The organism is Streptomyces sp. NPDC025651, assembly GCF_055558735.1.
Genome location: NZ_JBVHLZ010000013.1, coordinates 135,725 through 150,360, shown reverse-complemented (window position 1 = coordinate 150,360; position 14,636 = coordinate 135,725). Strand labels below are relative to the sequence as shown.

Below are 14,636 nucleotides of genomic sequence, written 5' to 3'. Positions count from 1 at the left end.
GGGTGGCTTATTTTGAAGGTACATGTCAACAACGAAAGAGGCCCGCCGGTGACGGCGGGCCTCACGGCAGATGTCCGGACGGTCCCTACAACCCCGCCAACGCGTTCCACCGCTTCGCGAACTCCGTGCGCTCCTTCGACGTGATGTCCCGCGCGATCACCAGGCGCTTGCGCATCGCGTCGTCGGGGAAGATCAGCGGGTCCTCGGCGAGGGCGGCGCGTTCCTCGTCCTTGGAGGAGGCGAGGACGTCGCGGGCCGCGGGGACGGGGCAGACGTAGTTGACCCAGGCCGCCAACTCGGCGGCGACCTCGGGCTCGTAGTAGTAGTCGACGAGCCGCTCGGCGTTCCGCTTGTGGCGGGCCAGGTTGGGGACCATCAGGGACTCGGCCCACAGCTCGGCGCCCTCCTCGGGTACGACGAACTCGATGTCGGGGTTGTCCGCCTGGAGTTGGATGACGTCGCCGCTGTAGGCCTGGCAGGCGAGCACGTCGCCGCTGGACAGATCCTTGATGTAGTCGTTGCCGGTGAAGCGGCGGATGTGGTGGCTGTTCACCAGCTTCTCGACCTTGTCGCACATGCGGTGGAAGTCGTCGGCCTTCCAGTCGGTGATGTCGACGCCGTCCCCCTGCAGCAGCAGCGCGAACGCCTCGTCGAGACCGGAGAGCAGCGTGACGTGGCCCTTGAGGTCGTCGGCCCACAGGTCGGAGACGTGCTTGATCTCGCGGCCGACCTTGCGCTTGTTGTACGCGATGCCGGTGATGCCGGACTGCCAGGGGACGGTGAACTTCCTGCCCGGGTCGAAGTGCGGTGAACGCAGCAGCGGGTCCAGGTACTTGGTGACGTTGGGCTGCCGGGCCCGGTCCATCTCCTGCACCCAGCCCAGCCGCACGAAACGGGCGCACATCCAGTCGCTGATGACGATGAGGTCGCGGCCGGTCTCCTGGTGGTTCATCAGGGACGGGCTGATCTTGCCGAAGAACTCGTCGTTGTCGTTGATCTCCTCCGTGTAGCGGACGTCGATCCCGGTCCGCTTCTCGAAGGCGTCCAGCGAGGGCCGCTTCGTCTTGTCGTCGTCATCGGTGTCGATGTAGAGCGGCCAGTTGGCGAAGACGAGCCGCCTGTCCCGCTCGGAGCGGTCGGCCGCCGCCCGGTCACCGGACTCCACGTAGGCGGCGGGCACCCCGCAGCCCGCGAGGGAGCCGAGTGCGGCGGCGCCGCCGAGGGCGCGCAGGAGGGTTCGGCGGGAGGGGCGGGAGGTGGCTCGGTTGACTGACACCTGGGCAGGATGCCCCGACGGCCCGGCACGGACAATGGACGAGGCGTCGAGTGACCGGTCCACGATCCGACACCCTGTCCAGGCGCGGTCCCGTGGAAGGGAACGACGCGGCCCCGCACGGGAGTTGCCGTGCGGGGCCGCGGTGCCGCAGCGCGTTCGATCAGCCGATCGACGTCATCACGTGCTTGATGCGCGTGTAGTCGTCGAAGCCGTACGCCGAGAGGTCCTTGCCGTAGCCGGACTTCTTGAAGCCGCCGTGCGGCATCTCCGCCACCAGCGGGATGTGCGTGTTGATCCAGACGCAGCCGAAGTCGAGGACCTTGGACATCCGCATCGCGCGCGCGTGGTCCTTCGTCCACACGGACGAGGCCAGCGCGTACTCCACGCCGTTCGCGTACTCGACGGCCTGCGCCTCGTCCGTGAAGGACTGGACGGTGATGACCGGGCCGAAGACCTCGTTCTGGATGATCTCGTCGTCCTGCTTGAGGCCCGAGACGACGGTCGGGGCGTAGAAGTAGCCCTTCTCGCCGACCCGGTGGCCGCCCGCCTCGACCTTGGCGTGCGCGGGCAGCCGGTCGATGAAGCCGGAGACCTGCTTCAGCTGGTTGGCGTTGTTGAGCGGGCCGTAGAGCACGTCCTCGTCGTCCGGCTGCCCGGTCTTCGTGTCGGACGCGGCCTTGGCGAGCGCCGTCACGAACTCGTCGTGGATGGACTCGTGGACGAGCACGCGCGTGGCGGCCGTACAGTCCTGACCGGCGTTGAAGAAGCCCGCCTCGGAGATGCCCGCGACGGCGCCGGCGATGTCGGTGTCCTCGAAGACGACGACGGGAGCCTTGCCGCCGAGCTCCAGGTGGACCCGCTTGAGGTCCTTGGACGCGGACTCGGCGACCTGCATACCGGCCCGCACGGAGCCGGTGATGGAGGCCATCGCCGGGGTCGGGTGCTCGACCATGGCGCGGCCGGTGTCGCGGTCGCCGGTGACGACGTTGAAGACGCCGGGCGGCACGATGGAGCCGATGATCTCGGCCATCAGGACGGTCGACGCGGGGGTCGTGTCCGACGGCTTGAGGACGACCGTGTTGCCCGCGGCGAGCGCCGGGGCGAACTTCCACACGGCCATCATCATCGGGTAGTTCCAGGGCGCGACCTGCGCGCAGACGCCGACCGGCTCGCGGCGGATGATGGAGGTCAGACCCTCCATGTACTCGCCGGCGGCGCGGCCTTCGAGCATCCGGGCCGCACCCGCGAAGAAGCGGATCTGGTCGACCATGGGCGGGATCTCCTCGGACCGCGTGAGTCCGATCGGCTTGCCCGTGTTCTCGACCTCGGCGGCGATGAGGTCCTCGGCGCGCTCCTCGAACGCGTCGGCGATCTTGAGCAGGGCCTTCTGCCGCTCGGCGGGCGTCAGGTCGCGCCAGGCGGGGAACGCGTCGGCCGCGGCCTTCATGGCGGCGTCGACGTCGGCCTGACCCGACAGCGGCGCGGTGGCGTAGGCCTCACCGGTCGCCGGATTGATCACCTCGGTGGTCCGTCCGTCGGCCGCGTCCCGGAATTCTCCGTTGATGTAGTTGCGCAGACGGCGCAGCTCGGTGGTCACTGCCGGCCCTCCTGTCAGATTCACGGGGCCCGACGGTTCCCCGGGCCCCGATGTCCAGTGGATGAGACACCCACCCTAGTCGCAGCACCGACGCTTTCAACATACCCAGCAGCCCAGAACTGCGGAATCCGTGACGATCGAAGTCGCAGACAACGAATTTCATCGATCCGACCTTGCGGAAGTGACGAGACGTCGTGCACAGTGAGGTCGTGGCCAGTCGCAGCGCAGACCCCAGCAACCCCCGCGGCTCTCGAACCGGGAACCCCGGCGGGAGCGGCAGTGGGAACGGCACCCCGCCCGTGGACGCCGTCTCTCTGGCGATCATCGAACAGCTCCAGGAGGACGGACGCCGTCCGTACGCCGCCATCGGCAAGGCCGTGGGCCTGTCCGAAGCGGCCGTGCGCCAGCGCGTCCAGAAGCTGCTCGACCAGGGCGTGATGCAGATCGTCGCCGTCACGGACCCGCTCACCGTGGGCTTCCGCAGGCAGGCGATGGTCGGGATCAACGTCGAGGGCGACGTGGACCCGGTCGCGGACGCCGTGGCCGCCATGCCGGAGGCCGAGTACGTGGTGATGACCGCGGGCTCGCACGACCTCCTGGTGGAGATCGTCTGCGAGGACGACGACCACCTGCTCGAAGTCATCAACAAGCGCATCCGCGCCCTCCCCGGCGTGCGCTCCACCGAGAGCTTCGTCTATCTGAAGCTCAAGAAGCAGACCTACATGTGGGGAACCCGATAGCCGTGAGCAAGGACCTCAGCCAGACCGCCTACGACCACCTGTGGATGCACTTCACCCGCATGTCGTCGTACGAGAACGCGCCCGTCCCCACCATCGTGCGTGGCGAGGGCACCTACATCTTCGACGACAAGGGCAAGAAGTACCTGGACGGCCTCTCCGGCCTCTTCGTCGTCAACGCGGGCCACGGCCGTCACGAGCTCGCCGAGACCGCCTACAAGCAGGCGCAGGAGCTGGCCTTCTTCCCGGTGTGGAGCTACGCCCACCCCAAGGCCGTCGAGCTGGCGGAACGTTTGGCCGACTACGCGCCGGGCGACCTCAACAAGGTCTTCTTCACCACCGGCGGCGGCGAGGCCGTCGAGACCGCGTGGAAGCTGGCGAAGCAGTACCACAAGCTCAACGGCAACCACACGAAGTACAAGGTCATCTCGCGCGCGGTCGCCTACCACGGCACCCCGCAGGGCGCCCTGTCCATCACCGGACTCCCGGCTCTCAAGGCCCCGTTCGAGCCGCTGGTCCCCGGCGCGCACAAGGTCCCGAACACCAACATCTACCGCGCCCCGATCCACGGCGACGACCCCGAGGCCTTCGGCCGCTGGGCCGCCGACCAGATCGAGCAGGAGATCCTCTTCGAGGGCCCCGAGACGGTCGCCGCCGTCTTCCTGGAGCCGGTGCAGAACGCGGGCGGCTGCTTCCCGCCCCCGCCCGGCTACTTCCAGCGCGTGCGCGAGATCTGCGACACGTACGACGTGCTGCTCGTCTCGGACGAGGTCATCTGCGCCTTCGGCCGCCTCGGCACGATGTTCGCCTGCGACAAGTTCGGCTACGTACCGGACATGATCACCTGCGCCAAGGGCATGACCTCGGGCTACTCCCCGATCGGCGCGTGCATCGTCTCGGACCGCATCGCCGAGCCGTTCTACAAGGGCGAGAACACCTTCCTGCACGGCTACACCTTCGGCGGCCACCCCGTCTCCGCCGCGGTCGGCCTCGCCAACCTCGACATCTTCGAGAAGGAGGGCCTGAACCAGCACGTCCTCGACAACGAGGACGCGTTCCACCAGACCCTCCGCAAGCTCCTGGACCTGCCGATCGTCGGCGACGTCCGCGGCAACGGCTTCTTCTACGGCATCGAGCTGGTGAAGGACAAGGACACCAAGGAGACGTTCAACGACGAGGAGACCGAGCGCGTCCTGTACGGCTTCCTCTCCAAGGCGCTGTACGACAACGGCCTGTACTGCCGTGCCGACGACCGCGGCGACCCGGTCGTCCAGCTGGCCCCGCCGCTGATCTCCACCCAGGACACCTTCGACGAGATCGAGGGCATCCTGCGGCAGGTCCTCACGGAGGCCTGGACGAAGCTGTAGTCCCTCACAGCAGGATCAACACCGGCCCCGGGGGCGCCCGTTCGAGTGAGAACGGGCGCCCCCGGGCCGCGTCCTTTCCGGGCAAGTCCGCCCGAATCCCTAGCGTGCCCAGTGACCGATCGGCCCCGCCTTCGTTCCCCCGTACGGGGGAGGCAAACTGATCTGAACCGAGGTGTACGCCATGGTGGCCCCGCCGGACAACGACGTGCTGTGGGCACGCGCCCTGCACGTCAAACACAACGGCTCCCCCGCCCTCACCGGCGTCTCGCTCGGTGTCCGCGAGGGCGAGATCCTCGCCGTGAACGGCCCGCGCGGCTGCGGCAAGACCACGCTCCTGCAGTGCCTTTCGGGTCAACTCCTGCCCCAGCAGGGCGAGGTGTGGTTCAACAGCACGCCCGTCCACACGATGGGCCCGCTCGTACGCGAACGGCTCCGCCGCGACCGCTTCGGCTGGATCGACCCCGAGCCGCAGCTCGTCCCCGAACTCACCGCCTGGGAGAACGTCGCCCTGCCGCTGATGCTGCGCGGCGCCTCGCACCGCGTCTCCAAGCCCGCGGCCCAGGAGTGGCTGGAGCGCCTCGACATCGGCATGTGCGCACGCAAGCGCCCGCACGCCCTGCTCCAGGCCGAGCGCCAGCGCGTCGCCATCGCCCGCGCCCTGGTCACCACGCCATCGGTACTCTTCGCCGACGAGCCCACGGCCCCGCTGCACCGCGCCGACCGCGCCCACGTCCTGCGCACCCTCACCACGGCGGCCCGCTCGCACGGCATCACGGTCGTCCTCGCCACGCACGACGCGGAGGTCGCCACCCTCGCCGACCGCACCGTCACCCTCCTCGACGGCCGCCGCGTGAACACGGTGCACCTGCCCGCCCCCGAAGGAAGCACGGGCGGTTCCGCGGGCCCGGGAACTCCGGTCCACGCCGGTGCCACGGGAAGGCACACCGCGCCGACCACACCAACCGCCTCAGGCACCCGCCGCTCCACCGGAGCCCCACTCACCGAATCGGCCGGAGCCACCGCACTCACCGAGACGACCGGGGTCGCAACAGCCGGTGCCGGACAGCCCGCCGGGCCCGCCAACGCCGGACTGACTGCCGGGGTCGCAGCCGCCGAGCCCGCGCAAGCACAAGCGCGAGCACAAGCAACGGACGCCTCCGGTGCCCGCCGGGCCGCCGGGATCGGGGCGCGGGTCGCTCGTGTGCTCGGGGTGCCCTCCGCGGAAGGCCGGGCCGCGTGCTCGCTCTCCGTCTAGCCCGCGGGGCCCACCCGCTCGTCCAGCTGCGACGGCTGCTCGTCGCCGCCGCGTCCGCCGGCACCGGGTTCCTGCTGCTGTGCACCCTGGCGTACGCGATGGAGCACCCCGGCGGCGGGGCCGTGCTGCGCCTGGCGTGGTGTGTCGCCCCGATGGCCGCCACCGTCTACTTCGCCGTCGCCGTGGCCCGTACCGACCCGGCGACGCGTCCGCGCGCGGGGCTCTCCGCCGTGGGCCTCGGCCCCGGCCGCCTGATGGTCCTCGCCGCGATCTCCACGGCCGTGGCCTGCACCCTCGGCTCGCTGCTCGCGCTGCTCTTCTTCCTGCATCTGCGCGGCGACCTGTCGGGCCTGCCCTTCGACGGGGCCGAGCCCGAACTGCTCGCCGCCGACCGGCCGTTGCCGCTCGCCGCCGCGCTGACCCTGCTCGCCCTCGTCCCGATCACCGCGTCGGTCGCGAGCGCCGTCGTGCTGCGGCCGCGGCCCACCAGGGCCTCCGGCGCGCGGTCCGGCGCCGCCCCCGCCGGTGAACCCGACGCCCCCGCGCCACCGCCCAGCGGACTGCCCTGGGGCGTCGCGCTGCTCGCCGCGGGCCTCGCCGTGGAGACGTACGCGAGCAGCTCCGGAGGAACGACGCGCGGCGGCTTCCCCATGCCGGGCGGCGCCGACGGCAGCCCGGCGGGCGTCCTCGCGGGATGGGCGCTGACCGCGCTCGGCCTCGTGCTCGCGGGCCCCGGCCTCACCTACCTCTGCGGCCGGATCCTGCAGGCGGTGCGGCCCGGCGCCCTGCGGCTGCTCGCCGGGCGCGTCCTGCAGGAGGAGGCCCGCCGCATCGGCCGGCCGCTCGGCGTGCTGTGCGCGGTGGCGTCGGGCGCGTTCGCCTCGGTCGTGCTGTACGCGGGACCGCGCCCCGACGTCGGCCCACTCACCACGCTCGGCGCGCTGCTCGTCGCGGGCTGCGCCGTGCTGACCCTGGCCACGGCCTCCGTAGAGGCCCGTCAGTCCCGCTCGCACACGACGGCCGCGCTGCTGCGCCTCGGGGCGCCCGCGACGATGCTGCGCGGCTCAGCGGCACTCCGCGCGGGCGCGCTCGCCGCCGTGTTCGGGCCGCTGACCTGGATCGTCGCGGAGCTGGCCGCGCTGCCGCTGGGGCGTTGAGGAAGCCGCGGGGACCCTGCGGGGCCCCCGCGCGAACCCCGCCCGGACCCCGCGCGAAACCCCGTGGAAAAAACTCGTGGGAAAAAGTTCGCGACGAGCGATGAGTTCCGCGTCGAACGCGTGTCTACCCTCTCGTAAAGCACACGCACTGCACACGCACTGCACACGCACTGCACACGCACTGCACGCGCACTCACAAGACGCACGAACTCACCGGGAGAGAACTCATGTACCAGCAGATGATCTTCGTGAACCTGGCCGTGAACGACGTCGCCGCGTCGAAGAAGTTCTTCACGGAGGTCGGCTACACGATCAACCCGCAGTTCTCGACCGACGACTGCGCGTGCGTCGTCATCAGCGACACCATCATCGCGATGATGCTGAGCAAGCAGCGGTACGCGGACTTCACGCAGAAGGAGATCGCGGACTCCACGAAGACCAGCGAGGCCCTGCTCTGTCTGAGCGCCGAGAGCCGCGAGAAGGTCGACGAGCTGGTCGACAAGGCCGTCGCCGCGGGCGGCACGGCGGGCAAGGTCCAGGACTACGGCACCATGTACGGCCGTTCCTACGACGACCTGGACGGCCACACCTGGGAGATCATGTGGATGGACGAGTCCGAGGTACAGGGCTGAGCTCCAAGACGCAGGGCCGAGCCCGCCTTCCCTCGACACCGCTGCATAGCATGGGCGGATGCAGCCGACTGAGCCGACTGAACGCGCATCCGCCCCGCAACTCCCCGGCGAGGACCGTGAGATCGAGACCCTCGCCGAGTTCGACGAGGTCTCGGGACGCGGCGCCCTCGCGGGGTGCCGCGTCCAGGCCGTCGACCTGACGGGACGCACCGCCGCGCTGATCGCGGCCGACGTGGCGGACGCCGTCTTCCTCGGCTGCCCGATGGACGAGGAGGCGGCGGCCAGGGTACGGGCCTCGGGGGCGCTGGTCTTCCCGCCGGTCCCCGGCCTGCCGTTCAACCCCTACCGCGGTCTGCTGTACACCCCGGACGACCTGTTCGCGGGGCTCGCCGACGGCGGGTACGAGGCGACACCGGACGCCCACGCGTACGCATGGTTCCAGCGGACCAAGGCCGACGGCGACGTCCTCTCCTCGATGCTGCGCGCCATCCACGACGACTCCATCTCGGACGCGCTCGACGAACTGCTCGCCGGGGCGCGGGTGGTGGGCGTCATGGGCGGCCACGCGATGGCCCGCGGCACGGACGCGTACGCGGGAGCGGCGCGGCTCGGCCGCGCGCTGGCCCGCGCGGGCTTCACCGTCGCGACGGGCGGCGGGCCCGGCGCGATGGAGGCGGCGAACCTCGGCGCGTACACCGCCGTCCTCGCCGACGAGACGCTGGACGAGGCCCTCGAACTCCTCGCCAAGGCCCCGTCGTTCACGCCGTCGATCACCGAGTGGGCGAGGGCGGCCTTCGCGGTCCGCGAGCGCTGGCCCTCCGGCGGGCCCTCGGTGGGCATCCCCACCTGGTTCTACGGCCACGAGCCGCCGAACGCCTTCGCCTCGCACCTGGCCAAGTACTTCGCCAACGCCACCCGCGAGGACGGCCTCCTGGCCCGCTCGAACGCGGGCGTCGTCTTCCTGCCGGGCGCGGCGGGCACGGTCCAGGAGGTCTTCGACAACGCCACCCCCAACTACTACGAGTCCCGCGGCGAACCCACCCCGATGGTCCTGGTCGACCGCGCCCACTGGACGGACCACCTCCCGGTCTGGCCCCTGCTCAAGGCCCTGGCCCGCGACAGGCCGATGGAGTCGCGGATCGCGCTGGTGGACAGGGTGGAAGAGGCCCCGGAGGCCTTGCGGAACCTCGGTGCGGGCACACCCACGGACTGAGCGCAGACACCACCGCCCCGGACACCGCCCCCGGTCCCACTCCTCGCGCACCCACGCGCGGCCCTTCTCGCCCATCCCCGGGCGAGTTCACGGTCCCGAAGGAGGCGTACGAGACGGTCGGCGACGGCGGCCGGGGAGTGGCCGTCGACAACGTGGCCGGTCTCGCCGTCCCGTACCGCGTCCGGCGCGCCTCCCGAGCCACCCGCCACCACCGGAAGGCCCGCCACGACCGCCACCCCGACGTGCGCTCCCGCGAGGAGACACGCCACGAACGCACCCTCGCCGAGGCCCAGTTGATCGCGACGGAGCGACGTCAGGCCACCGAGGCCGAGGTGCCCGTCCTCATCGCGCGGGGCCTGTCGAACGCGGAGATCGCCGACCGCCTCACGACCACCGGCCACACCGCGAAGACGCACCTCAACCGGCTCTTCACCACGATGGGACCGCGCGAGCGGGCACGGCTCCGCCTCACCCGAACGACGCCCTCTCCAGCCAGAAGTCCAGCAACTCCCGCTCCCCCATGACCTCCACGCGCCCGCCGTCCAGCGGGGACCGCCGGTAGAAGGCGAGCAGCACATCCGTCAGCGGCCCGCGCAGCGCCACCGTGGCCTTGGCGTGCCCCCGCCGCCAGGTGAAGCCGTCCTCGCCGAACTCGATGAGCCACTCGGCGTTCAGTCCTGGCGCGGCGTCGGTCGCGTGCAGATGGATGCTGCGCCCCGCGCCCCTGAGCTCACGGGCGTTGTCGTCCGGCTGGGTGCGCTGCACGAACGCCACGATGTCCAGCCACTCGTCGATCGCGTCGGCGGCGACGTCCGGCGCGACCTCGTAGCCGACGCCGGCGGCGACGGCCGCGTCCGCGCGGTGGATCGCCAGCTCGTGCGTGACCCGCCGCGCCCAGAACCCGGCGCTCTGGTCGTCGGACCACGACCACACCTTCGCGTCGGCGCCCGCCGTGCGGAACGTCCGCTCGGCGAGCAGGGCGGTCCGTGCCAGCCAGGCGTCGAGCGCGGCCGGATCGTCGCCCTCGGGCCCGGCGGCCTCCGGAATGTCCTCCTCCGGAATGTCCCGCTCGGCACGCGTCGCCACCAGCCGCTCGATCCACCGCACCGCACCCCCCATGTGCCGCACGAGCTGCGAGAGCGTCCAGTCCGGGCAGGTCGGCACGGTGACGGAGAGGTCGGCTCCGGCCAGCGTGGCCCTCAAGAGGTCGATCTGCGCGGTGACTTCGTCGCAGTAGCGATCATGGCTCAGTGACATCATGCCCGAACCCTAGAGCGACCGCCGCCCGAGGGCACCCGCGTTTTCACCGGGGCACGCCACCCCGGCACGCCGCTCGGACAGGGCCCGCGCCGGAGGCGCGCCACCCGGACAAGGCCCTCCGCCAGAGGCACGTCACCCGAGAACCACCACGTCCTCGGCGTCGAACCCGACCCCCACGGTCTCCCCGACCTCCGGCGCCTCGCGCAGCGCGCACGCCGCCTCCAGGCGCGGCCCCTCCTCCGGCTGCAGGTGCACGGCGACATGAGTGCCGCGGAAGGTACGCGCCGTCACCGCGCACGCCAGCCCCTCGTCGGCGGGGACGAGCCGCACGCCGGCCGGGCGCACCAGGACCTTGCGCCGCCCGGCAGGGGAGCCCTCCGGCACGGGCACCTTGCCCCACGCCGTGTCCGCGACGTCACCGGCCACCGTCGCCGCCACGACGTTGTCGAAGCCGAGGAACCGCGCGACGAACTCGTCCGCCGGGCGCTGCCAGACCTCCAACGGCGTGCCGGACTGGGCGATCCGCCCGTCCCGCATGACCACGACCCGGTCGGCGAGCGCGAAGGCCTCGCCCTGGTCGTGCGTGACGGCGAGCACGGTCGTACCCAACTCGTCGAAGAGTTCCCGCAGTTCGACGACGAGCCGCTCCCGCAGCGAGCGGTCGAGCTGCCCGAGCGGCTCGTCGAGCATCAGCAGGCGCGGTCGCGGAGCCAGCGCCCGCGCGAGCGCCACCCGCTGCTGCTCGCCGCCGGACAGCGAGGCCACCGCCCGCCGCTGCGCCTTCGGCAGCCCGACGAGCTCGAGCAACTCGGCGACCCGGTCGGCCTGTTCGCCCCGCGACGCCCCGTGCATGCGAAGCCCGAAGGCCACGTTGCCCGCCACGTCGCGCTGCGGAAAGAGCTGGTGGTCCTGGAACATCAGACCGACTCCCCGCTTGTGCGCGGGCACCCCACGCTGATCGCGCCCGCCGAGCAGCACCTGCCCCGCGTCCAGGCCCTGCAGCCCGGCCACCACGCGCAGCAGCGTCGACTTGCCGCTGCCGCTCGGCCCGAGCACACAGACGATCTCGTGCTCGGCGACGTCGAGGTCGACGGCGTCGAGCACGGCCCGCCCCCCGAACCGCACCGTCGCATCGCGCAGGCTCAGCAGTGCGTCCGTCATCAGAACTCCCCCGTGGTCCGGTCGGTCCGGATGCGTTCCAGGAGCAGCAGGGACACCGCGCACACCACCATGAGAATCGTCGAAAGGGCCATCGCCTGCCCGTAGTTGAGGTCACCGGCCCGCCCGAGCAGCCGCGCGACGGCGACCGGAAGCGTCGGGTTGTCGGGCCGCGCGATGAAGACGGTCGCCCCGAACTCGCCGAGCGACACGGCGAAGGCGAACCCCGCGGCGATGAGCAGCGCCCGCCGCACCATCGGCAGATCGACCTCCCGCCACGCCCGCGGCGGCGAGGCCCCGAGCACGGCCGCCGCCTCGCGGAGCCGTCCGTCCACCGCGCGCAGGACGGGCAGCATGGTGCGTACGACGAAGGGCACGCCGACCAGCGCCTGGGCGAGCGGCACCAGGATCCAGGAGGCCCGCAGGTCCAGCGGCGGCTTGTCCAGCGTGATCAGGAACCCGAAGCCCACGGTCACCGCGGAGACCCCGAGCGGCAGCATGAGCAGCGCGTCGAAGCCGCGTACGAGACGGCCGGCCCTGCGCGTCAGGGCGGCGGCCGCAAGCCCACCGATCACGACCGCGATGGCCGTGGCCACGACCGCGTACCGCAGCGAGTTCCAGACGGCCTCGATCGGCGGCACGAGGAAGGCGCCGCCGTCCGCCGAGGTCAGCTCCTTGTAGTACGCGAATCCGAAGCCACCGGACCCGGCGGCGCCGTCGAAGGACCGCTGGATCAGCACGCCGAGCGGCAGCAGGATCAGCACGGCGACGGTGGCGACGACCAGGCCGAGCAGCGTCCACTGCCCCGCACCGCGCGGCCGCCGCGCCACGCCGGAGGCGTCGACCAGCTTCAGCGCGCTCTCGCGCCGGCGCACCGTCCAGGCGTGGATCGCCAGGATCAGCCCGACCGCGACGAACTGCACGATGGTCAGGACGGCGGCCGTCGGCAGGTCGAGCAGCTGTGCGGTCTGCCGGTAGATCTCCACTTCGAGCGTCGAGTACGCGGGCCCGCCGAGGATCTGCACGACGCCGAAGGAGGTGAAGGTGAAGAGGAAGACCATGAGCGCGGCGGCGGCCACCGCAGGACCGAGGGCGGGCAGCGTCACCGTCCGCCATGCTCTCCAGCGCGAGGCACCGAGCATCCGCGCGGCCTCCTCCTGCCGCGGGTCGAGCTGCGACCAGAGACCGCCGACGGTCCGTACGACGACCGCGTAGTTGAAGAAGACGTGCGCCAGCAGAATCGCCCACACCGTGGTGTCCAGGCGCACGCCCCACGCCTCGTCGAGCAGCCCGCCCCGCCCGAGCAGCGCGAGGAAGGCGGTCCCGACGACGACCGTCGGCAGCACGAACGGCACGGTGACGACGGCCCGGAGCACCTGCTTGCCCGGGAAGTCGAAGCGCGCGAAGACATACGCGCCGGGGAGCGCGATCAGCAGCGTGAGCGCGGTCGATGCCAGCGCCTGCCAGGTGGTGAACCACAGGACGTGCCCGATGTCGGACTGCCCGAGCACGTCCGTGATCCGCCCGAACTGCCAGACACCGTCGACGCGCAGGCCGCGCGCGACGATCGCCGTCACCGGGTAGGCGAAGAACAGGGCGAAGAACGCGACGGGCACGGCCATCAGACCGAGCCGCGCCGCGCTCCCGCGCGCACGCCCCTTCGTGGAGCGCCCCTTCGCTTCGGTTACTTCAGTACGAGCGAGGTCCACGACTTGATCCACGGCTCGCGGTTGTCGGCGATCTTCTTCGGGTCCAGGGTCTGGGGCTCGTCCACCGTCACACCGTGCTTCGTGAACAGCTCGGGCAGCTTCGTGCCCTCGCGCACCGGGTTCACGAACATGGTCAGCGGCATGTCCTCCTGGAACTCCTTGCCCGCGAGGAAGTCCAGGAGCGCCTTGCCGCCCTTGGCGTTCCTGGCGTTGCTGAGCAGGCCCGCGTACTCGACCTGGCGGAAGCAGGTGCCGGTGGCGACGCCGGTCGGCGCCTCCTTGGGCTGCGGCTTGGCGTAGAGGACCTCGACGGGCGGCGAGGAGGCGTAGGAGACGACGAGCGGCCGGTCGCCCTTGGCCTTCTTGCCGCCGGAGGACCCGGAGAACTCCTCGTTGTAGGCCTGCTCCCAGCCGTCGACGACCTTGACGCCGTTGTCCTTGAGCTTCTTCCAGTAGCCCTGCCAGCCGTCGTCGCCGTACTTGGCGGCGGTGCCGAGCAGGAAGCCGAGCCCGGGCGACGAGGTCGAGGCGTTCTCGGTGACGAGCAGGTTCCTGTACTGCGGCTCGACCAGGTCATCGAAGGACTTCGGCGGGGCCAGCTTCTTCTCGGCGAAGTACTTCTTGTCGTAGTTGACGCAGATGTCACCGCTGTCGACGGGCGTGACCCGGTGCTTGTCCTGGTCGACCCGGAACTCCGGCTTGATCCTGTCCGAGCCCTTGGCCTCGTACGACTGGAAGAGCCCGTTGTCGAGCGCCCGCGAGAGCAGGGTGTTGTCGACGCCGAAGAAGACGTCACCCTGCGGGTTGTCCTTGGAGAGGACCGCCTTGTTGACCGCGGCGCCCGCGTCGCCGTCCTTGAGGACCTTGACCTTGTAGCCGGACCGCTTCTCGAAGTCCTTCAGGACGTCCTTGGAGACGTTGAAGGAGTCGTGGCTGACGAGCGTGACGCTCTTCGAGTCGGTGCTCCCCGACCCGCCGCCGGAGCTGCCGCACGCGGAGACGGCGACAAGACCGATGCCCACCGCGACCGCGGTGAACGTGACCTTCTTGGTGGTGCTCACTGAACTTCCTCCTGGGTGACCAGGAGAAGACGCGGCCCTGCCCGCCGGCCGAAAGGGCCCGCGGGCAGGGCGCAACAGCTTGAGTGATGACCGAACTTCCTACCCGGAATGACCCGGGCGAGGTTCAGAGGGTCTGCGGCCCACCTGTCCAAGGTGCCGCACTCTCAGCGCTGTGGCGCTCCCCTGTCGGAATATGCAGATGTGTGTACGAGGA

General features: G+C 71.1%; 11 protein-coding genes and 3 pseudogenes. 7 read left to right on the top strand and 7 right to left on the bottom strand.

Annotated elements, in window-relative coordinates; all coding sequences use genetic code 11:
• Window positions 1-85: 85 nt before the first annotated feature.
• Both ACZ4D5_RS36440 and ACZ4D5_RS36435 read right to left on the bottom strand, forming a co-directional pair.
• Window positions 86-1,276 (bottom strand): extracellular solute-binding protein, encoded by a 1,191-nt coding sequence (locus ACZ4D5_RS36440; RefSeq protein WP_467776757.1) that lies wholly within the window; start codon window positions 1,274-1,276, stop codon window positions 86-88.
• Window positions 1,277-1,436: 160 nt separating this feature from the next.
• On the bottom strand, window positions 1,437-2,873 hold the full coding sequence (locus ACZ4D5_RS36435) for a gamma-aminobutyraldehyde dehydrogenase (RefSeq protein ID WP_467776756.1): 1,437 nt from the start codon (window positions 2,871-2,873) through the stop codon (window positions 1,437-1,439).
• A 194-nt stretch (window positions 2,874-3,067) separates the two neighbouring features.
• On the opposite strand from ACZ4D5_RS36435, the gene ACZ4D5_RS36430 reads away from it, so the two are divergent.
• The 6 genes and pseudogenes from ACZ4D5_RS36430 (at window position 3,068) to ACZ4D5_RS36405 (ending at window position 9,234) form a co-directional block, all read left to right on the top strand.
• The gene (locus tag ACZ4D5_RS36430) at window positions 3,068-3,613 is read left to right on the top strand and encodes an Lrp/AsnC family transcriptional regulator (protein ID WP_362339967.1); all 546 of its coding nucleotides are present in this window, start codon (window positions 3,068-3,070) and stop codon (window positions 3,611-3,613) included.
• Window positions 3,598-4,977, top strand: a complete 1,380-nt coding sequence (locus ACZ4D5_RS36425) for an aspartate aminotransferase family protein (RefSeq protein ID WP_467776755.1) — start codon at window positions 3,598-3,600, stop codon at window positions 4,975-4,977. The genes ACZ4D5_RS36430 and ACZ4D5_RS36425 overlap by 16 nt, the downstream gene beginning before the upstream one ends.
• A 181-nt stretch (window positions 4,978-5,158) precedes the next feature.
• A pseudogene (locus ACZ4D5_RS36420) lies at window positions 5,159-5,860 on the top strand (ABC transporter ATP-binding protein); the annotation flags it as partial.
• A gap of 353 nt (window positions 5,861-6,213) precedes the next feature.
• Window positions 6,214-7,389 carry a hypothetical protein gene (locus ACZ4D5_RS36415; RefSeq protein WP_467776754.1) on the top strand — a complete coding sequence of 392 codons (1,176 nt, stop codon included), beginning with the start codon at window positions 6,214-6,216 and terminating at the stop codon, window positions 7,387-7,389.
• Between the two features lie 227 nt (window positions 7,390-7,616).
• Window positions 7,617-8,021: a VOC family protein gene (locus tag ACZ4D5_RS36410; RefSeq protein WP_467776753.1), complete on the top strand. Its 405-nt coding sequence runs from the start codon at window positions 7,617-7,619 to the stop codon at window positions 8,019-8,021.
• 58 nt (window positions 8,022-8,079) lie between these two features.
• Window positions 8,080-9,234 carry an LOG family protein gene (locus ACZ4D5_RS36405; RefSeq protein ID WP_467776752.1) on the top strand — a complete coding sequence of 385 codons (1,155 nt, stop codon included), beginning with the start codon at window positions 8,080-8,082 and terminating at the stop codon, window positions 9,232-9,234.
• A 36-nt stretch (window positions 9,235-9,270) separates the two neighbouring features.
• On the opposite strand, the pseudogene ACZ4D5_RS36400 reads toward ACZ4D5_RS36405, so the two are convergent.
• Window positions 9,271-9,467 (bottom strand): annotated as a pseudogene (locus ACZ4D5_RS36400) (glycosyltransferase); the annotation flags it as partial.
• A gap of 84 nt (window positions 9,468-9,551) precedes the next feature.
• Between ACZ4D5_RS36400 and ACZ4D5_RS36395 the strand changes: the two are divergent.
• Window positions 9,552-9,758, top strand: a pseudogene (locus tag ACZ4D5_RS36395) (LuxR C-terminal-related transcriptional regulator); the annotation flags it as partial.
• Here ACZ4D5_RS36395 and ACZ4D5_RS36390 read toward each other — a convergent pair.
• The 4 genes from ACZ4D5_RS36390 to ACZ4D5_RS36375 form a co-directional block, all read right to left on the bottom strand.
• Window positions 9,703-10,494, bottom strand: coding sequence for a maleylpyruvate isomerase family mycothiol-dependent enzyme (locus ACZ4D5_RS36390; RefSeq protein ID WP_467776751.1), 792 nt, complete (start codon window positions 10,492-10,494; stop codon window positions 9,703-9,705). The pseudogene ACZ4D5_RS36395 and the gene ACZ4D5_RS36390 sit on opposite strands and share 56 nt — an antisense overlap.
• Before the next feature lie 132 nt (window positions 10,495-10,626).
• Entirely contained in the window at window positions 10,627-11,655 is a 1,029-nt protein-coding gene (locus ACZ4D5_RS36385; protein WP_467776750.1) for an ABC transporter ATP-binding protein, read from the bottom strand.
• Window positions 11,655-13,361, bottom strand: a complete 1,707-nt coding sequence (locus ACZ4D5_RS36380) for an ABC transporter permease (RefSeq protein ID WP_467776749.1) — start codon at window positions 13,359-13,361, stop codon at window positions 11,655-11,657. The genes ACZ4D5_RS36385 and ACZ4D5_RS36380 overlap by 1 nt, the downstream gene beginning before the upstream one ends.
• Window positions 13,337-14,422: a thiamine ABC transporter substrate-binding protein gene (locus ACZ4D5_RS36375; RefSeq protein ID WP_467776748.1), complete on the bottom strand. Its 1,086-nt coding sequence runs from the start codon at window positions 14,420-14,422 to the stop codon at window positions 13,337-13,339. The genes ACZ4D5_RS36380 and ACZ4D5_RS36375 overlap by 25 nt, the downstream gene beginning before the upstream one ends.
• Between the last annotated feature and the right edge of the window lie 214 nt (window positions 14,423-14,636).